We start from the raw sequence: 18,483 nt of genomic DNA, 5'->3' as shown, positions 1-18,483 counted from the left end.
GCAAGTCGGGCCACACAAAGGGAACAAAAGCCACGAAAGGCCCACACACTTTGGCTACATCTTGTCGGGCTCGCGGCAGGAATTCAGGGTGCCCGATCAGGGGACCGGGATCGCGTTCCCCAACTGTACCGCGCTCAACCACACAGAATTGCCCCCTCCGCTTCTCTCACGGAGGGGGCAATTCGATGAACGCTCAGTGACGGCCGTTACCGATGGTAATAATCAAGCCGGTCGACCGGTTCAGCCACCGGCGACGGCCGGAATGATCGACACACCGGCACCGTCCGGCGTCGCCGTCTCGAGACCCTGCTCGAACCGCACGTCGTCGTCATTGACATACACGTTGACGAACCGGCGCAGCTTGCCCTGGTCGTCCAGCACCCGGGCGGCGATCCCGGTGTGGTTCTTCTCCAGATCGGCGATGACCTCACCGAGGTTCGCGCCCTCGGCAGCGACCTCGGCCTGGCCGCCGGTGTAGGTACGCAGGATGGTGGGGATTCGAACGGTGACGCTCATGACTTCAAAACCTCCGGTTGGGAAGCGGACCTGCTTTCAGGGGCGCGGGGCTGTATCGATTTGCGGCTCCGCCGCGTGGGCGCGACCAGCCCCCACCGGCCCGCAGCGAACAACGATCAGACGAGACCCGCATCCCGGAACGAGTCCAGGTTGGGCCGGATGGTCGCGGTCAGCCCGGTCCCGGCCACCGCATCCAACGTCTTCAGACCATCGCCCGTGTTCAGCACCACGGTCGTCAGCGACGGGTCGAGGGCGCCGCTCTCGAGCAGCTTCTTCGTCACACCCACCGTCACCCCACCGGCGGTCTCCGCGAACACACCCTCGGTCCGGGCGAGCAGCTTGATCGCCTCGACGACCTGCTCGTCGTTCACGTCCTCCACCGCACCGCCCGTACGACGCGCGATGTCCAGCACGTACGGCCCGTCCGCCGGGTTGCCGATCGCCAGCGACTTGGCGATGGTGTCCGGCTTCTGCGGCCGTACGACGTCGTGCCCGGCCTTGAACGCCGTGGACACCGGCGAGCAGCCGAGCGCCTGAGCACCGAAGATCTTGTACGGCTTGTCCTCGACCAGACCGAGCTTGATCAGCTCCTGCAGACCCTTGTCGATCTTCGTGAGCTGCGAGCCGGAGGCGATCGGCACCACGAGCTGGTCCGGCAGCTGCCAGCCGAGCTGCTCGCAGATCTCGTACGCCAGCGTCTTGGAGCCCTCCGCGTAGTACGGCCGCAGGTTGACGTTGACGAAGCCCCAGCCCTCGCCGGCCGGGTCGCCGATCAGCTCGGAGCAGAAGCGGTTCACGTCGTCGTAGTTGCCCTCGATGCCGACGAGCTCGCCGCCGTAGATCGCGGCCATGACGACCTTGCCCTGTTCCAGGTCGTGCGGGATGAACACGCAGGAGCGGAAGCCGGCGCGGGCAGCGGCGGCACCCACCGCACCGGCGAGGTTGCCGGTGGAGGAGCAGGAGAGGGTGGTGAAGTCGAAGGCGCGCGCGGCCTCGATGGCCTGGGCGACGACGCGGTCCTTGAAGGAGTGCGTCGGGTTGCCGGAGTCGTCCTTGACGAAGAGCTTGCCGGCGTCGACGCCGAGCTCACGGGCCAGGTTGTCGGCCTTGACGAGCTTGGTCCAGCCGGGGTTGATGTTCGGCTTGTCCGCGACGTCGGCCGGGACCGGCAGCAGCGGGGCGTAGCGCCAGATGTTCGCGGGGCCCGCTTCGATGCGCTTGCGGAGCTCTTCGGTTTCGTAGGCCGAGAAGTCGTAGGCGATCTCCAGCGGGCCGAAACACTCCTCGCACGCGAAGACCGGGCCGAGGGGGACGCGGTGACCGCACTCGCGGCAGCTCAGCGCGGCGGCGGGGCCGAGGTCTACGGTGGATTCAGTGGTGCTTGCAACAGTCTGCGCAGCCATATGAGGCGAGGCCCTTTCTCCTCATCTTCCTCACGACGCATCTCGCCGTGAGACGGATTTGGCACCTTCCCGAGCCGGGAGCCTCGCGCATGGGGTCGACAGTGACCTACGAGTACCGACTGGAGGGTTGCCGGGGCTTCAACGGGCCGTATCCCTCTGCCCCTCTGGATGAGCTGTATTCGGTTGTCGACGTGGGTTGACCCCGGACATGCGATGGTCACCCGCGTTGTTCAAGACTGTAACCGACGACCAGGACAGTTGAGATAGTCGTCCGAACCGCGAGATGGCTCACAGTCCGTCCCGCCGAGAGTACGCAGAGGAGCCGCCACGGTGCTGGAAGAAGTCGAGCGCTGGCTGAGCACCCGTTCCTGGTCCGCGACCGATCGCCCCCTCCACCAGATACTGGCCGCCAAGCAGCGCACGGGCCAGACGGTCAGTGTCGTGCTGCCCGCGCTCAACGAGGAGGAGACGGTCGGCGACATCGCCGCCGTGATCCGCCACGACCTGATGCGGCAGGTGCCGCTCGTCGACGAGCTCGTCGTGGTCGACTCCGGCTCGACCGACCGGACGTCGGAGGTGGCCGCGGCCGCGGGCGCGACCGTGGTGCACCGGGACGGGATACTCCCGCGGCTGCCCGCGGTGCCCGGCAAGGGCGAGGTGCTGTGGCGCTCGCTGCTCGTCACCCGCGGGGACATCGTCTGCTTCGTCGACGCGGACCTGCGGGACTTCTCGTCCGACTTCGTCTCCGGGATCGTGGGCCCGCTGCTCACCGAGCCGGGCGTGGACCTGGTGAAGGCCATGTACGACCGTCCGCTGGGCGCGGCCGCCGGGCAGGGCGGCCGGGTCACCGAGCTGATGGCCAGGCCACTGCTCAACATGCACTGGCCGCAGCTGGCCGGCTTCGTGCAGCCGCTCGGCGGCGAGTACGCGGCCCGCCGCTCGCTGCTGGAGCAGCTGCCGTTCCCCGTCGGGTACGGCGTCGAGCTGGGCATGCTGGTCGACGCCCTGCACCTGGCGGGGCTCGACGCCCTCGCCCAGGTCGACGTCGGGGTGCGCAAGCACCGGCACCAGGACGGGCAGGCGCTGGGCCGGATGGCCGCCGCGATCTACCGCACGGCCCAGCTGAGGCTGGCCCGCGGGCATCTGATCCGGCCGTCCCTGACGCAGTTCGAGCGGGGCGGCGACGGCTTCGAGCCGCGGACGTACTCCGTGGACACCGAGGAGCGTCCGCCGATGGTGGAGATCGCCGAGTACCAGGCGCGGAAGGCCGCCTGACCGGGGCTGTTTTTCGGCCGGGCGGGTCAGGTCCGTACGTTTGAGCGTTTCCGGGCCGGGCTAGGTTGAGGGCTATGGCTTCTACGTACGGTGCTGCGCAGGTGCTGGTGGCCTCCAACCGCGGCCCGGTCTCCTACACGGTGGGCGAGGACGGTTCGCTGAACGCCAAACGCGGCGGCGGCGGGCTGGTCTCTGGGCTCTCCGCGATCGGCTCGGACGCGGACGCGCTCTGGGTCTGCTCGGCGCTGTCCGACGGCGACCGCGAGGCGGTCCGGCGCGGGGTCGGCGAGGACGGCGTGCGGATGCTGGACATCACGGCCGAGGTGCACGCCGACGCGTACAACGGCATCGCCAACTCGGTGCTGTGGTTCGTCCACCACATGCTGTACCAGACGCCGCTGGAGCCGGTCTTCGACGCGGAGTTCCGGCGGCAGTGGACGTCCTACGAGAGGTACAACCGGGCGTTCGCCGAGGCGCTGGCCGAGGAGGCGGCGCAGGGCGCGGCCGTCGTGGTGCAGGACTACCACCTGACGCTGGTGCCGGGCATGCTGCGCGAGCTGCGGCCGGACCTGAGGATCGGGCACTTCTCGCACACGCCGTGGGCGCCGCCCGAGTACTTCCGGATGCTGCCCGACGATGTGGCCGGGCAGGTGCTGCGCGGCATGCTGGGCGCGGACCGGCTGGGCTTTCTCACGCGGCGCTGGGCCGACGCGTTCGTCGAATGCGCCGAGCGGTTCGCCGGCGGACTCGGGGGCACGCGGGTCGGTGTGCACGGGCTGGGGGCCGACGCGGACTTCCTGCGGAAGCGGTCGCACGAGAAGGACGTCGAGGAGCGGATGGCCGCGCTGCGGGAGCAGATCGGCGAGGGCCGCCGCACCATCGTCCGCGTCGACCGCACCGAGCTGTCGAAGAACATCGTGCGCGGCCTGCTGGCCTACCGCACGCTCCTCGACTCCCACGCGGAGTGGCGCGAGCGCGTGGTGCACGTGGCCTTCGCGTACCCCTCACGGCAGGACCTCGCCGTGTACCGCGACTACACGGCCGAGGTGCAGCGGCTGGCGGACGAGATCAACGAGCGGTACGGGACGCCGGGCTGGACTCCGGTCGTACTGCACGTCAAGGACGACTTCGCGCGCTCCCTGGCCGCGTACCGGCTGGCCGACGTCGCGCTCGTCAACCCCATCCGCGACGGCATGAACCTCGTCGCCAAGGAGATCCCGGTCGTCTCCGACGCGGGCTGCGCGCTGGTGCTGTCGCGGGAGGCCGGGGCGTACGAGGAGCTGGGCGAGGACGCGATCACGGTGAACCCGTACGACGTGACCGGCACGGCGGCGGCCCTGCACGAGGCGCTCTCGATGCGCCCGGAGGAACGCGCCGAGCGCGCCAAGCGGCTGTCGGCGGCGGCGACCGCGCTGCCGCCGGCGCAGTGGTTCGTGGACCAGCTCGACGCGTTGAGGGGCTGAACGGTGATGACCGGCCGTCATACGGACCACGAGCTTCCGGCGCCCGCCACGAAGGCCGGGCAGGAAGGTCTGGACGCTCTCCTCACCCATCCCGGCCAGGCTCTGATCGGTCTCGACCTCGACGGGACGCTCGCGCCGATCGTCGCCGATCCCGAGAAGGCCCGGGCCCACCCGGAGGCGGTGCCCGCGCTGGCCGCGCTCGCGCCGAAGGTCGCCGCCGTCGCGGTGATCACCGGCCGGCCCGCCGAGGTCGCGGTGCGCAACGGCGGCTTCGCCGACGTCCCCGGCCTCGAGCACCTCGTCGTGCTGGGGCACTACGGCGCCGAGCGGTGGGACGCCCGTACCGGCGAGATCAGCGCCCCGCCCCCGCATCCCGGAGTCGCGGCCGTCCGCACGGAGCTGCCCGAACTGCTCGAACGGCTCGGGGCGTCGCAGGGGACCTGGATCGAGGAGAAGGGCCGGGCCCTCGCCGTGCACACGCGCCGGGCCACCGACCCGCAGGCCACCCTGGACCAGCTGCGCGAGCCGCTCACCGGTCTGGCCGGCCGCCACGGCCTGATCGTCGAGCCCGGCCGCATGGTCCTCGAACTGCGCCCGCCCGGCATGGACAAGGGCGTCGCCCTCACCGAGTTCGCCCGGGAGATCGGCGCCGGTTCCGTCCTCTACGGCGGCGACGACCTGGGCGACCTGCCCGCCTACTCCGCCGTCGACCGCCTCCGCACGGACGGCACCCCGGGCCTGCTGCTCTGCAGCGGCAGCGACGAGGTGACCGAGCTCAGGGAGCGGGCGGACCTGGTGGTGGACGGCCCGGAGGGTGTCGTACGGCTGCTGAGCGCGCTGGCCGCCCGGCTGCCGTAACGCCCTCTCAGCGTTCAGCCCGCCGCCGATCCCGGACCCGCCGCAGCCGATTCACCGTCACCGGGTCGTGGGCGAGAGCCCGGGGGTCGTCCAGCAGGGCATTGAGGAGCTGGAAGTAGCGCACGGGGGCAAGCCCCAGCTCCTCCCGCACGGCCCGTTCCTTCGCGCCCGGGCCGGGAAAGCTCCGGCGTTCGAGCGCGAGGATGTCCCGCTCCCGGCGCCCGAGCCCCTGCTCCCCTGAGTCCTCGTCCATGCCCGGCACCGTAGCGCCCGCCACCGACAGCGCCTACTCCGCGTTCTCCGCCCGGGACGCCTCAGCCTGGAGCCGGCCCAGGACGGCCGAGGGGCTGCCGCCGGGGGCGACGGCCTTGCCGATCCCCTGCTTGATCTCGGCGCTGACGTCGGCCCAGGAGGTCTTGCCGACCGGGTAGAGCTCTGACGTCAGCAGTTCCTCCAGGAACGGCTTGAGGTGCTTGTCCTGGTCGGAGACGGACATGGTCCCGGACGCGGAGGTGGTGACCGGCAGCAGGTCGTACTCGCGGGAGAAGGCCAGCACGTTCTTCTCGCTGTAGACGAAGTCGAGGAAGTCGCCGACCTGGTCGCCGTGGCCGTTCTTGCGGAAGGCCGTCATCCAGTCGGCGACACCGAGCGTGGACTTGCTCGTGCCTTCCTTGCCCGGCGTCGGCACCATGCCGTACTTGACGCCCTTCTTCGCGGCGATGTTCATCAGCGACGGGTGCCCGTTGACCATGCCGACCTCGCCCTTGGCGAAGGCGGCGTACGCGTCGGCCCGGTTGAGCTCCCCGGGCGCGACCGGCCCGTTCAATTTCTTGCCGACCAGTTCGTCCTTCAGCCAGGTGAAGGTGTCGACGTTCTCCGGGGAGTCGATGCCGTAGCTGTCGACGGTGTCGGTGTAGCCGCCCCCGCCGCTGAGCATCCACTGCATCGTCTCGGCCGGCGCCTCCTCCGGACCGAGGGGCAGCGCGTACGGGTAGGTCACGCCCTCCGCCTTGAGCGCCTCGGCGTCGTCGGCCAGGTCGTCCCAGGTCTTGGGCGGGGTGATGCCGGCCTCGGAGAAGAGGGTCTTGTTGTAGAAGAGCACGCGCGTGGAGGAGGCGAACGGCATGCCGTACTGCACGCCCTTCACCTGCCCCGCGGAGGCCAGCTGCCCGACGAAGTCGGCCTGCACGGGTATGGAGAGCAGTTCGTCGGCCTTGTAGAGCTGGTTCTGGGCCGCGTATCCGGCGTACGAGCCGATCTGCGCCATGTCCGGCGGATCACCGGCGGCGACCATCTCCCGGACCTTGCGGTCGACGTCGTTCCAGGAGTAGACGCTGACGTCGATCCGCACACCGGGGTGCTCGGCCTCGTACTCCTCGACGAGCTCGTCCCAGTACTTCTGGGAGCTGTTGGCCTTGCTGTCGCCGTAGTCGGCGGCGACCAGCTTCAGGGTCACGTCGCCCGAGCCGCCCGTCACGCCACAGCCGCCGAGGACCGCCGTCATGCCCAGTGCGGACACCACCGCGATCGTTCCTGCCATCCGCCGCCGCTGCACCGCTGTTCTTCCCCAACCCTGGCGTCACCGCCACCGAAAACTTTCGATATTCGGAATAAGGTCTACACCACGTGAGTGGACTAGACCTCTCGCGGGTCCCCGGGTCACACTGTGTTCCGTGAGACATGTCATCGCCCTCGATGTGGGCGGCACCGGAATGAAGGCCGCTCTGGCCGGGCCCGGGGGCGAGGTGCTGCACCGGGCCCGCCGGGCCACCGGACGCGACCAGGGTCCGGACGCCGTCGTCGCGGGCATCCTCGACTTCGCCGCCGAGCTGCGCGCCCACGGCGCCCGGCACTTCGGCACGCCCGCGGCCGCCGCAGGCGTGGTCGTGCCCGGCATCGTCGACGAGGCGCAAGGCGTCGCCGTCTACTCGGCGAACCTCGGCTGGCGCGACGTCCCCCTGCGCGACGCGCTCGCGGAACGGCTGGGCGTCCCGGTCGCCCTCGGCCACGACGTGCGCACCGGCGCTCTCGCCGAGGGCCGGGTCGGGGCCGGCCGCGGCGCCGACCGGTTCCTGTTCGTGGCGCTGGGCACCGGCATCGCGGGCGGCATCGGCGTCGAGGGCCGGGTCGAGTCGGGCGCCCACGGCTTCGCGGGCGAGATCGGCCACATCGTCGTACGGCCCGGCGGGGCCCCCTGCCCGTGCGGGCAGCGCGGCTGCCTGGAGCGCTTCGCGTCGGCGGCGGCCGTCAGCGAGGCCTGGGCCGCGGCCTCGGGCGACCCCGACGCGGACGCGGCCGACTGCGCGAAGGCCGTCGAATCCGGCGACCCGCGCGCCCAGGAGGTCTGGCAGGACGCCATCGACGCCCTCGCCGACGGCCTGGTCACGGCCCTCACCCTGCTGGACCCCCGCACCCTGATCATCGGCGGCGGCCTGGCCGAGGCGGGAGAGACCTTGTTCGCACCCCTGCGGGAGGCCGTCCGCGACCGCGTCACCTTCCAGAAACAGCCGTCGATCGTCCCCGCGGCCCTGGGCGACGCGGCCGGATGTCTGGGGGCGGGCCTGCTCGCCTGGGATCTCCTCAACCACACGGACCGTACGGAGGCAACGCCCTGATGGCATCACACCCAGGGGCGCGGGGAACTGCGCGACCAGCCCCCACCCACCCGCAGCCCGCGACGTCAGGAACCCCCACGGTCCTGACCGGCGCGACCGTGGTCCTCCCCACCGGGGCTGTCCAGGACAGCCGGCTGATCATCGACGGCACCCGCATCAGCCGCACAGTCCCGGAGAACGCACACTTCATCGACGTAACCGGCCACTACGTCGTCCCCGGCTTCGTCGACCTCCACAACCACGGCGGTGGCGGAGGCTCCTTCACCTCCGGCTCGGCCGAGGACATTCTCAAGGGCATCCGCACCCACCGCCTGCACGGCACGACCACCCTGGTCGCCTCCACCGTCACCGGCGACATGGACTTCCTCTCCCAACGCGCCGGCCTGCTGAGCGAGCTGGCCGAGCAGGGCGAGATCGCCGGCGTCCACTTCGAGGGCCCCTTCATCTCCCCCTGCCGCAAGGGCGCCCACGCCGAGGACCTGCTGCGCGACCCGCACCCCGCGGACGTCCGCAAGCTGATCGAGGCGGCCCGGGGCCAGGCGAAGATGGTCACGCTGGCCACCGAACTCCCCGGCGGTCTGGACTCCGTACGCCTCCTGGCCGAACAGGGCGTCATCGCGGCGATCGGCCACACGGACGCGACCTACGAACAGACGGTCCAGGCCATCGACGCGGGCGCGACGGTCGCCACCCACCTCTTCAACGCGATGCCGCCCCTCGGCCACCGCTCCCCCGGCCCGATCGCCGCGCTCCTGGAGGACGACCGGATCACGGTCGAACTGATCAACGACGGCACGCACCTCCACCCCGCCGCGCTCCAACTGGCGTTCCACCACGCGGGCGCGTCACGGGTCGCGTTCATCACGGACGCGATGGACGCGGCCGGTTTCGGCGACGGCCGCTACTGGCTCGGCCCGCTGGAGGTGGAGGTCGCCGACGGCGTGGCCCGCCTGGTCGAGGACGGCACCATCGCGGGCTCCACCCTCACCCTGGACCGCGCCTTCAAACGGGCGGTCACGGTCGACGGCCTGCCGGTCGAGGACGCGGTGCGGGCACTCTCTGCGACCCCCGCCCGCCTCCTCGGCATGGCCGACCGCATCGGCTCCCTGGAGCCGGGCAAGGACGCGGACCTCGTCCTCCTGGACGCCGACTTCGAACTCAAGGGCGTGATGCGCCGGGGCGAATGGGTGGTCGGTCCCCAACTGCGCTGATCCGTCCCGCAGTCGGGAGACGGTGGCCGAGTCCTGGACTGGGCCGACCGCCGTCTCTTTGGCATGATCGAGCCTCCGGAAGTTCACGGCAGCGAGCGCATGTCTCTGTATCGGGGGAGGTCGACCAGGTGATCCTCACGGTCACGCTGAACACCGCTCTCGACATCACCTACCGCGTACGGTCCCTCCGGCCGCACACCTCCCACCGCGTCTCCGAGGTGACGGAGCGCCCCGGCGGCAAGGGCGTCAACGTCGCCCGGGTCCTCGCGGCCCTCGGGCACGAGGTGACGGTCACGGGATTCACGGGCGGGGCGACGGGCCGGGTCGTCCAGGAACTTCTGGCCTCGGTGCCGGGTGTGGTGGACGCGCTGGTCCCGGTCGCGGGCACGACCCGCCGCACGATCGCCGTGGTCGACGACCGGTCCGGCGACACGACCCAACTCAACGAGCCCGGCCCCACGGTCAGCCCCACCGAATGGTCGGCCTTCCAGGAGGCCTACGAGACCCTGCTCCCCACCGCCTCCGCTGTGGCCCTGTGCGGCAGCCTCCCACCGGGCGTCCCGGTCGGCGCGTACGCCGGGCTGATCCGCACGGCCAGGTCCGCCGGCATCCCGGTCCTCCTCGACACCAGCGGCGAGCCCCTGCGCCGCGGCGTCGCCGCCCGCCCCGACATCATCAAGCCCAACGCGGAAGAACTGGCAGAACTGACGGGCTCCCACGACCCCTTGCGAGCCACCCAGGACGCCCGCCGCCGGGGTGCGCGCGCAGTGGTCGCGTCCCTTGGCGCGGAAGGCCTCCTGGCCGCATCTCCCGAGGGCCGCTGGCGCGCCACCCCACCAACCCTCCTACGAGGCAACCCGACAGGCGCGGGCGACTCGGCGGTCGCGGGCCTGCTCTCGGGCCTGGTGGAACACCTTCCCTGGCCGGACCGCCTGGCCCGGGCGACGGCCTTGTCGGCGGCGACGGTGCAGGCGCCGCTGGCCGGGGAGTTCGACGGGGGGCTCTACGAGGAACTGCTGGCGAGGGTGACCGTTTCGGGAGAGGCAAGCGCAGCTTAGCCCGAGTCAGATATGCCCGCCCGTCTCAAGCTCGGCCATTTCATTCGGCCACTGCAGTTACGTTTCAGTCAATCTACCGCTCCTTCGTCGACAACCGCGAACACCGATATGAGTTGACGATGCATCGACAAGTCGATCTACAAGGAGGCAGGTATGAAAAGAGGACGCTAGTAGCATGCACTGGCGCAGCGACTCTTCTGCTGGCCGCATTCGCCACCAGTCCTGCACAAGCCGCTGATACAGCTTATGCAGGCTGTACAACTACCGGGGCGTCGGGGGCCGTCAAGATCACCAATTGGTACGATCCCACGGCGAGAGTCGGCCTGGAATTCAACCTGAGTGACATCAGCCCAGACAACCACCACGTGCGGATACGGCTGGTCAGCGAGCAGTACAACGGCAAGAGAGTGAACTGGCCGTGGAGGAAGAACTTCGACGGGTCGGGAACGACCAAGGAGTGGACCAGCAGCGCTTCGGACGATGCAGGGCTCCACGAAATCGGCGTGCAGGTGGCCAGATTCGAAGGTGACAGCCTACTCAATTCCTGCACCGACTGGGCCTGAGAAAAGCATCTCATAGACCGGAACACCGTCGGATCACCCTGAGCCGACGGTGTTATCAATGCCTACTTCTCTACCTGTCCCGCCTTCAGCCACAGCTGATCCAACAGGACGTTGCACTTGTCGCCGTCTCCGCAGGAGACCGTGATCGTGTTGGTGCCCTTGTTGAGGGTCGGCCAGGCGTAGGTCTTCGTCCAGCCCTTGGCGAAGTCGCCGCCCTTGGCGCCGGTGAAGTTGCCCATGTTCAGCTTGCTGCCGAACGGCTTGCCGTTGACGGTGAGCGTCATCTCCTGGTCCTCGTCGACCGTGCTGTAACGGGCGAAGAGGGTGTAGAGACCGTCCTTGGGGACGCCGTTGACCGTCCAGGTGACCGAGGAGCCGGGCGCGTTGAGGTTCCCCACGTAGATGCCGCCGTCGGACTGGGCGCCCTTGACGTCCTGGGTGAGGGTCGCACCACCGCCGAGGCGCAGCGCCTTGGCGTCGATCGTCGGCAGGTCGACCTTGCTCTCACCGCCGCCCTTGCTGTTCGACGGGCTCGGCTCGGACTCCTGGGACTGCGACGGAGTCGTACCCGCCTGGTCTTCCGAGTCGCTCTTGTCCTTGTCGCCGCTCACCATCGCGATCCCGATGCCGATCACGACCGCCGCGACCACCGCGACCGCACCGATCAGCAGGCCCTTGGTGTTCGGGCCGCGGCCGCCGCGGCCGCCTCCGCCGCCGGGTACCTGGTGCTGGGGGGCCGTGGTGGCTCCGCCGCCGCCCGGCAGCGTCTCCGGGGCCGCGTAGTGCGCGTTCGGCCGGCTGTAGCCGCCCTGCTGCTGGGGGACCTGGCCGTACGCCGCCGTCTGGCCCGCGCCCGCCTGCGGCTGCTGGCCGTAGGAACGCGTGCCCACCGCTCGCACCCTGTTGACCGAGTTCGGGTAGCCGTAGCCCCCGGACGGCGGCTGGGCTCCGTTGGCCTGCCCGTCGGCGTAGAGATAGCCGAACGGGTCGTCGTCCTCGGGCGTGCTCGCGCCGTTGTTGCCGGGCGTCATCCCTTGGTCTCCTCAGTCAGGTGCGGTGCAATGCGGTACGGGTCGTGAGAGAGCGAGCCTACCCGCTCCCAGTGACCCAAACGGGTGACTCAGACCGCATCAACTCGCTGACCTCGGGTTCACCCGGCGCGTCTGTGTTGTTTGGGACGAGATCGTTTCTCGACGTACATCCGCTCGTCAGCGGACTTCAACACTTCGTCCGCCGTCATTCCACAGTGTGCCCATCCGATGCCGAAACTGGCGCCGACCCGGACGGCACGCCCCTCGGCGCGGATGGGCTGGATGATCTCGTTGCGGAGGCGGACCGCGAGGTCCTGCGCGTCGGCCCGGCCGAGTCCGTCCGCGAGGATGACGAATTCGTCACCCCCGAGCCGGGCGACGGTGTCGCCGTCACGGACCTGGTTGCTCAGCCGCCGGGCGACCTCGATGAGAACCGCGTCACCCGCGTTGTGCCCGAACCGGTCGTTGATCGACTTGAAGCCGTCGAGGTCGCAGAAGAGGACGGCGAGGCCCTTCGTACCGTCGTCGTGGTCGCCGTCCGGGGCGACGGTGTGCACATGGTGGTCGTAGGCGTCGTACGGCTCGGCGCCCTGCCGGAAGTCGAAGCCGGGGCCGACGACGTCGAAGGCGGGGTGGCCGTAGGCCGCGTCATGGGACTCGGCGACGGCGGAGTGCGGGGGCGCGGCGCGCTGGCAGAGCCGCGACGACAGGCGGGAGCGCAGCTCGGCGGAGTTCGGCAGGCCGGTGAGCGAGTCGTGCGAGGCGCGGTGGGCGAGCTGCAGCTCGCGGCGCTTGCGCTCCTCGATGTCCTCGACGTGGGTGAGGAGGAAGCGCGGGCCGTCGGCGGCGTCGGCGACCACGCTGTTGCGCAGGCTGACCCAGACATAGGTGCCGTCCCGGCGGCCGAGGCGGAGTTCCGCGCGGCCGCCCTCCGCCGAGGTCCGCAGCAGGGTGCCTATGTCCTCGGGGTGGACCAGGTCGGAGAAGGAGTAGCGGCGCATCGCGGAGGCGGGGCGGCCCAGCAGCCGGCACAGGGCGTCGTTGGTGCGCAGGATCCGGCCGTGCTGGTCGCCGCCCATCTCGGCGATGGCCATGCCGGAGGGGGCGTACTCGAAGGCCTGCCTGAAGCTTTCCTCGCTCGCCCGCAGCGCCTGCTGCTCGCGCTCGAGCCGGACGAGCGCGCGCTGCATATTGGCCCGCAGCCGGGCGTTGCTGATCGCGATGGCGGCCTGGAAGGCGTACATCTGGAGGGCCTCGCGGCCCCAGGCGCCGGGACGGCGGCCGTTGCGCGGCCGGTCCACGGAGAGCACGCCGATCAGCTCGCCGCACGCCGCGCTGCCCTGCGGTCCGGGCGCGTACATGGGCGCGAAGAGCCGGTCGGCCGGATGCCACTCGTCCTCGAAGCGGGGCGCGGGGCCGTCGGTGTACCACTGGGGGACGTCGTCGTCGTCGAGGACCCAGCCCTCGGTGTGCGGTATGAACACCAGGTCGCCCCAGTGCTCGCCCATGCCGAGGCGGCGTTCCCAGGATTCGCGCGAGCCGACGCGGCCGGTGATGAGGGCCTCGGCGGCGGGGTTCCCGGCGAAGGCGGCGACGACGAGATCACCGTCGGGGCGTACGAGGTTCACGCAAGCCATCTCGTACCCGAGAGCGGCGACGACGCCCTCCGCGACGGTCTGCAGTGTGTCCGCCAGGCTGCGGGCCGTGTTCATGTCGGCCATGACCTGGTGCAGTTGTCGCAGGGACGCAAGGCGGACGTAAGGCTCCGACTCGGTCTCCATGCTCGCCCTCCCCCCGAGTACCTCGCAGCGAATCAAGAATCAAGGGTTCTCATCGGCGTACGTCCTGGCAGCTTCCCCGCCACTGAATCACAGCGCGCTGCTCACTCGGTACACAGGGTCAACAATTCCTGCCCCTTGTGACTCAAGTCACAGGCAAAGCTGAACAATTGCCTGGAGTTTCTGCGTTCTTCACGTGCGTCTACCGAACGCAATTTTGTCAGGTTGGGCACATATTCTTCCCGGGGTCCATCCCGAGTCCTAAGACCCTGATCGGGCGGGAGCCCGATGCGTGGCGCGCGGGGCGGAGATTAGCGTTTCGGGTGTGCCGAACACTCCCCCTGCCACGTCCCCGATCATTCCGTCACCCGCCTCCGGGCATGCTGAGGGGGTGAGCAACGACGAGTTCCGCGCCGCCATGTCCCGGCTGGCCTCCGGCGTGGTCCTGGTGACCGCGCAGGAGCCGCCGCTCGACCCGGACGACCCCTCGGCGCCGGGCAGCGAGGACGTCGGCATGACGGCCACGGCCTTCATGTCGGTGTCCCTGGACCCGCCCATGGTGCTGGTGAGCCTGCGCGAGGGCTCCCGCATGGACGAGCTGCTCGACGAACAGCCGCAGTGGGCGGTCTCCGTGCTGTCCGAGAGCCAGCGGCACATCGCGGGCCGGTTCGCCATGAAGGGCCGGGTCAGCGACCGGCTGCTGTTCGCCGACATCCCGTACACGCGCGGCGAGTACACCGGGGCGCCCCTGGTGGGCGGCGCCCTGGCCGTCCTGGAGTGCCGCACCGAGCAGCGCGTGGCGGCCGGCGACCACACGCTGGTCATCGGCCGTGTGCTGACCGCCCGCGTACCGAGCGCGGAGGGCGGGCCGCTGACGTACTTCCGTGGGCGGTACCGGCAGTTGGGGTGACCTGAGAAATCCCGTGGCCGCGTCGGCACGGGCGCTCCTAGGGTGCCCGGATGACGATTCCCGCGCCCCGGCTCGAAGAGATCACTCCCGGGAACCTCGACGCCGCCCTCGGCATCCGCGTCCGCCCCGACCAGGAACACGCGGTCTCCCCGGTCGTGAAGTCACTGGCGGAGGCGTACGTCCATCCCGGCATCGCCTGGCCCCGCCTCATCGTCGACGGCGGCCGCCCGGTCGGCTTCCTCATGGCCTGCCTCGGCATCGACTGGTACGAGGACGGCAGCGTGCTGCGCTCGGGCCTGTGGCGGCTGAACATCGCGGCCGGTGAGCAGGGCAAGGGGTACGGCCGGTTCGCCGTCGAGTCGGTCGCCGCCGAGCTGCGGAGGCGCGACACCAAGCAGCTCTACGTCACCTGGCATCCCGGCCCCGACGGCCCTGAGGGCTTCTACCTGGGGCTCGGCTTCCGCCCGAACGGGGAGACGAGCGGGGGCGAGACCGTAGGGGTACTGGAGCTGGACTAGCTCCAGCCCTGCCCCGATCGGCCCCGCTTGGTCTCCGAGCGCTGCTTCTTCTCGCGCAGCCGGCGCTCGTTGATCCCCCGGGGGATCCGGCTCTGCTTGCGGGGCTTGGGCGGGGGCGCGGTGGCCTCGGCCAGGAGGGCGGCGAGGCGTACGGCGGCGGACTCGCGGTTGCGCCACTGGGAACGGTGCTCGGAGGACCGTACGGTGACGACTCCGTCGACCAGGCGCCCGGCCAGCCGCTCCAGCGCCCGCTGCTTCCACACCTCGGGCAGCGCCTCGGTCTTCGCCAGGTCGAAGCTGAGCTCGACCTTCGAGTCACTGGTGTTGACGTGCTGCCCGCCGGGCCCCGAGGAGCGCGAGAAACGCCACAGGAGCTCGGCCTCGGGCAGGGAGACGGAGCCGCGGATGACGTGGGGACCAGACATGCCGTACATGTTCCCTCTCCTGTCCGGTCCACGTCATCCCAATAATCGCGAGTAAAGAAAGTAAAGGAGCTGGAACCTCGCGTACCCCTCTCCACGTTCAGGGGGTAGCTGTAGCTTCTTTAGCCGTACTGCCGTACGCAAACGAGGGAAGGGACTCCCAACAATGGCTGTAAGCCTGTCCAAGGGTGGCAACGTCTCGCTCACCAAGGAGGCTCCGGGCCTGACCGACGTCACCGTGGGCCTCGGCTGGGACGTCCGCACCACCACCGGCACGGACTTCGACCTCGACGCGTCCGCGATCGCGGTGAACACGCAGGGCAAGGTCTTCTCGGACGCCCACTTCGTGTTCTTCAACAACAAGCAGACCCCGGACAACACGATCGTCCACACCGGTGACAACCGCACGGGTGAGGGTGCCGGCGACGACGAGGCGATCAACGTCAACCTCGCCGGCCTCCCGGCCGACATCGAGAAGATCGTCTTCCCGGTGTCCATCTACGACGCGGAGAACCGCTCGCAGAACTTCGGCCAGGTCCGCAACGCCTACATCCGCATCGTCAACCAGGCCGGCGGCGCCGAGATCGCCCGCTACGACCTGTCGGAGGACGCGGCCACGGAGACGGCCATGGTCTTCGGCGAGCTGTACCGCAACGGCGCGGAGTGGAAGTTCCGTGCCGTCGGCCAGGGCTACGCCTCGGGCCTGGTCGGCATCGCCCAGGACTTCGGCGTGAACGTCTGACGGACGCCGATCTTGTTCTGACTGCGGAGCCCCCGGACCCTGAAAAGGGGCCGGGGGCTCCGGTCTTTTCCTGCCCTCAAGACGGCTCCGGCTTCCCCTCCCCGTACAGCCACTCCTCCCAGATCCCCTCGAAGTCCTCCCCCGGCACCCGCTCCTCGACATACGCCGTGAACTCGGCCGTGTCCGCGTTCCCATGCCGATGCTCCGCCGCCCACCCCCGCAGGATGTCGAAGAACCTGTCGTCACCCACGGCCTGGCGGATCTTGTGAAGGACCATCGCGCCGCGCTGGTAGACGGGGTCCCCGGAGATGTTCGCGGCGTCCGCCGGCTTCGCGGGCGAGAACGCCCAGAGGTCCTTGTACGTCTTCTCCCCGCTCTCGTACAGCGCGTCGAAGGACTCCTGCGCGCTCTCCCCGCCGTGGTCCTCCCGCCACAGCCACTCCGCGTACGTCGCGAAGCCCTCGTTGAGCCACATGTCGCGCCAGCTCTCCGGTGTGACGGAGTCGCCGTACCACTGGTGGGCGAGTTCGTGGACGAGGAGGGTGAGGCCGGGGGCGCCGGGGAAGACGGGCCGGGTCTGGGTCTCCAGGGCGTAACCGACCCCGGCCGCGCGGTCGACGATCGCGCCGGTGGAAGAGAAGGGGTAGGGCCCGAATCGCCGCTCCGCCCACCGCAGGATCTCGGGGATGCGCGCGAGCACCGCCCGGCTCGCCTCCCGTTCCGCCGGGTCGACGGCCGTGTACACGAGCAGCCCGTCCCGGGCCGTGGAGCGAGTGATGGAGCGGGTGATGTCGTAGCGGCCGATCGCGAGCGTGGCGAGGTAGCTCGCCATCGGCTCGGCGGAGTGCCAACTGAACGTCGTACGGCCGCCCTTCGCGGTCGTGACGTCGCGCAACTCCCCGTTGGAGACCGCCCGGAGCCCGCGCGGCACGGTCACCGTGAGGTCGTACGACGCCTTGTCGGACGGGTGGTGGTTGCCGGGGAACCACGCCATGGACCCCGTCGGCTCCCCCAGCGCGAGCGCCCCGTCCGTGGTGCGCAGCCAGCCCTCCTGGGAGCCGTCCGGGTCGGTGACGGTCTCGGGCGCCCCGGAGTAACGGACGGTCACACGGAACGTCTCGTCCCGGCCGAGGTCCTTGCGCGGCCGGACGGTGAGCTCCTGCCCGGCTCGGTTCCAACGGGCCGTCTCGCCGCCGACGGTGACCTTGCCGACGTCCAGGCCGATCAGGTCGAGGTTGAAGGCGGTGAGGTCCTTGGTCGCCCGCGCGGTGAGCGTGGCCGTGCCGGTGAGGTGGTGGGCGTCGGGGTCGTAGGAGAGGCGCAGGCCGTAGTGGGCGACGTCGTAGCCGCCGTTGCCGGCCTTCGGGAAGTACGGGTCGTGTACGCCGGAGCCGCCCGGGGTGCCGTGGACCCCGCCGCCGCAGGCCGTGAGGGCGAGGGCGGAGACGAGCAGGGCGGGGACAAGACGTACGGACCGGGCCACGATCTCGATCCTATGGGGGGCGTGACAGCATCACTCCCGTGCTCGACATCGGCTACGCCCTCTCCAACCGCTTCCCGGACCCTCCGCAGACCGACTACCGCCGCGCGGACGTCCGCGCCCTGCGGCACGACCTGTTCTGCGGTGACGTCTACCTGGCGGACACCAAGACGGACCACGAGGTGTCCACAGCCTGGGGATGGGTGCCGGTGCTCGACTTCGCGTGGGCGCTGTGCGACATCGTGGAGCGGATCGACCGGGACCCGGCGGGCTCGCGGGCGTCCCGGCCGCAGCGGGCGGAGCTGGACTTCACCGAGTCGACCGACCGGATGCTCTTCGAGCGCCGCTTCGGGTGGGTGGACATCGAGGCCGACTGGATGCGCGCGGAGGAGCCCCCGCTCAACGTCTCCCACACCGAACTGCGCCGCGAGTGCCGGGACTTCCTGCACGACCTGATCGCCGACCTCACCGATCTGCACGACGACCTCGCCGAGAACCCGGCGATCTGGACCCTCCAGGCCCGCTTTCCCAGGGTCTCCTGAGGGCGGTCCGCCACCGGGCTGGCACGATCAACGTTCGACCGGCAATCGCCCTTCGGACGGCCATCGCCCTTCGGACGGCAGCGGACACGGGGAGAACG

The 18,483-nt window shown here is 70.3% G+C and carries 19 protein-coding genes and 1 riboswitch; of the genes, 11 read left to right on the top strand and 8 right to left on the bottom strand.

The window, feature by feature from the left end:
* Positions 1–240: 240 nt before the first annotated feature.
* Both ACFT32_RS28865 and thrC read right to left on the bottom strand, forming a co-directional pair.
* Entirely contained in the window at positions 241–516 is a 276-nt protein-coding gene (locus ACFT32_RS28865; RefSeq protein WP_003991133.1) for a MoaD/ThiS family protein, read from the bottom strand.
* A gap of 116 nt (positions 517–632) precedes the next feature.
* Entirely contained in the window at positions 633–1,919 is a 1,287-nt protein-coding gene (gene thrC, locus ACFT32_RS28860; RefSeq protein WP_382495071.1) for a threonine synthase, read from the bottom strand.
* Between the two features lie 18 nt (positions 1,920–1,937).
* A riboswitch (SAM riboswitch) is annotated at positions 1,938–2,094 on the bottom strand.
* Between the two features lie 155 nt (positions 2,095–2,249).
* Here thrC and ACFT32_RS28855 point away from each other — a divergent pair.
* The 3 genes from ACFT32_RS28855 (at position 2,250) to otsB (ending at position 5,515) form a co-directional block, all read left to right on the top strand.
* A complete protein-coding gene (locus tag ACFT32_RS28855; protein ID WP_382495068.1) occupies positions 2,250–3,194 on the top strand; it encodes a glucosyl-3-phosphoglycerate synthase in 945 nt (314 codons plus the stop codon).
* Between the two features lie 74 nt (positions 3,195–3,268).
* Entirely contained in the window at positions 3,269–4,657 is a 1,389-nt protein-coding gene (locus ACFT32_RS28850) for a trehalose-6-phosphate synthase (protein WP_382495065.1), read from the top strand.
* A gap of 6 nt (positions 4,658–4,663) precedes the next feature.
* Positions 4,664–5,515, top strand: a complete 852-nt coding sequence (gene otsB / locus ACFT32_RS28845; RefSeq protein WP_382495063.1) for a trehalose-phosphatase — start codon at positions 4,664–4,666, stop codon at positions 5,513–5,515.
* A 7-nt stretch (positions 5,516–5,522) separates the two neighbouring features.
* On the opposite strand, the gene ACFT32_RS28840 is transcribed toward otsB, so the two are convergent.
* A complete protein-coding gene (locus tag ACFT32_RS28840; protein ID WP_382495060.1) occupies positions 5,523–5,768 on the bottom strand; it encodes a DUF3263 domain-containing protein in 246 nt (81 codons plus the stop codon).
* A 33-nt stretch (positions 5,769–5,801) separates the two neighbouring features.
* The gene (locus ACFT32_RS28835; protein ID WP_382495057.1) at positions 5,802–7,055 is read right to left on the bottom strand and encodes an ABC transporter substrate-binding protein; all 1,254 of its coding nucleotides are present in this window, start codon (positions 7,053–7,055) and stop codon (positions 5,802–5,804) included.
* Between the two features lie 133 nt (positions 7,056–7,188).
* Between ACFT32_RS28835 and ACFT32_RS28830 the strand changes: the two genes are divergently transcribed.
* The 4 genes from ACFT32_RS28830 (at position 7,189) to ACFT32_RS28815 (ending at position 10,962) form a co-directional block, all read left to right on the top strand.
* Positions 7,189–8,130 (top strand): ROK family protein, encoded by a 942-nt coding sequence (locus ACFT32_RS28830; RefSeq protein ID WP_382495055.1) that lies wholly within the window; start codon positions 7,189–7,191, stop codon positions 8,128–8,130.
* The gene (nagA, locus tag ACFT32_RS28825) at positions 8,130–9,341 is read left to right on the top strand and encodes an N-acetylglucosamine-6-phosphate deacetylase (RefSeq protein ID WP_382495053.1); all 1,212 of its coding nucleotides are present in this window, start codon (positions 8,130–8,132) and stop codon (positions 9,339–9,341) included. Before ACFT32_RS28830 ends, nagA begins: the two co-directional genes overlap by 1 nt.
* Before the next feature lie 128 nt (positions 9,342–9,469).
* On the top strand, positions 9,470–10,399 hold the full coding sequence (locus tag ACFT32_RS28820; protein ID WP_382495051.1) for a 1-phosphofructokinase family hexose kinase: 930 nt from the start codon (positions 9,470–9,472) through the stop codon (positions 10,397–10,399).
* A 119-nt stretch (positions 10,400–10,518) separates the two neighbouring features.
* Positions 10,519–10,962 (top strand): hypothetical protein, encoded by a 444-nt coding sequence (locus ACFT32_RS28815; protein WP_382495048.1) that lies wholly within the window; start codon positions 10,519–10,521, stop codon positions 10,960–10,962.
* A 62-nt stretch (positions 10,963–11,024) separates the two neighbouring features.
* Here the strand turns inward: ACFT32_RS28815 and ACFT32_RS28810 are convergent, their stop codons facing one another.
* Positions 11,025–11,993, bottom strand: a complete 969-nt coding sequence (locus ACFT32_RS28810; RefSeq protein WP_382495045.1) for a carbohydrate-binding protein — start codon at positions 11,991–11,993, stop codon at positions 11,025–11,027.
* Positions 11,994–12,112: 119 nt separating this feature from the next.
* Complete coding sequence (cdgB, locus tag ACFT32_RS28805; RefSeq protein ID WP_382495043.1) at positions 12,113–13,774, bottom strand: diguanylate cyclase CdgB; 1,662 nt, start codon at positions 13,772–13,774, stop codon at positions 12,113–12,115.
* A 322-nt stretch (positions 13,775–14,096) separates the two neighbouring features.
* Here cdgB and ACFT32_RS28800 point away from each other — a divergent pair, with 322 nt between their 5' ends.
* Both ACFT32_RS28800 and ACFT32_RS28795 read left to right on the top strand, forming a co-directional pair.
* Positions 14,097–14,681, top strand: a complete 585-nt coding sequence (locus ACFT32_RS28800) for a flavin reductase family protein (protein ID WP_382495041.1) — start codon at positions 14,097–14,099, stop codon at positions 14,679–14,681.
* A gap of 50 nt (positions 14,682–14,731) precedes the next feature.
* Complete coding sequence (locus ACFT32_RS28795) at positions 14,732–15,199, top strand: GNAT family N-acetyltransferase (protein WP_382495038.1); 468 nt, start codon at positions 14,732–14,734, stop codon at positions 15,197–15,199.
* On the opposite strand, the gene arfB is transcribed toward ACFT32_RS28795, so the two are convergent.
* Complete coding sequence (gene arfB, locus ACFT32_RS28790; RefSeq protein ID WP_382495035.1) at positions 15,196–15,633, bottom strand: alternative ribosome rescue aminoacyl-tRNA hydrolase ArfB; 438 nt, start codon at positions 15,631–15,633, stop codon at positions 15,196–15,198. The two genes, ACFT32_RS28795 and arfB, sit on opposite strands and share 4 nt — an antisense overlap.
* Positions 15,634–15,787: 154 nt before the next feature.
* Here arfB and ACFT32_RS28785 point away from each other — a divergent pair, with 154 nt between their 5' ends.
* Positions 15,788–16,363 carry a TerD family protein gene (locus ACFT32_RS28785; protein ID WP_382495033.1) on the top strand — a complete coding sequence of 192 codons (576 nt, stop codon included), beginning with the start codon at positions 15,788–15,790 and terminating at the stop codon, positions 16,361–16,363.
* A gap of 76 nt (positions 16,364–16,439) precedes the next feature.
* On the opposite strand, the gene ACFT32_RS28780 is transcribed toward ACFT32_RS28785, so the two are convergent.
* Positions 16,440–17,846, bottom strand: a complete 1,407-nt coding sequence (locus tag ACFT32_RS28780; RefSeq protein WP_382495030.1) for a M1 family metallopeptidase — start codon at positions 17,844–17,846, stop codon at positions 16,440–16,442.
* Positions 17,847–17,884: 38 nt separating this feature from the next.
* Here ACFT32_RS28780 and ACFT32_RS28775 point away from each other — a divergent pair, with 38 nt between their 5' ends.
* Positions 17,885–18,385, top strand: a complete 501-nt coding sequence (locus ACFT32_RS28775; RefSeq protein ID WP_382495027.1) for a hypothetical protein — start codon at positions 17,885–17,887, stop codon at positions 18,383–18,385.
* Positions 18,386–18,483: the final 98 nt, after the last annotated feature.

The sequence above is a fragment of the Streptomyces sp. NPDC057002 genome, assembly GCF_042673825.1.
Lineage (GTDB): Bacteria > Actinomycetota > Actinomycetes > Streptomycetales > Streptomycetaceae > Streptomyces.
The sequence above is the reverse complement of the archived record's forward strand: the minus strand, read 5'-3'. Positions and strand labels throughout refer to the sequence as shown.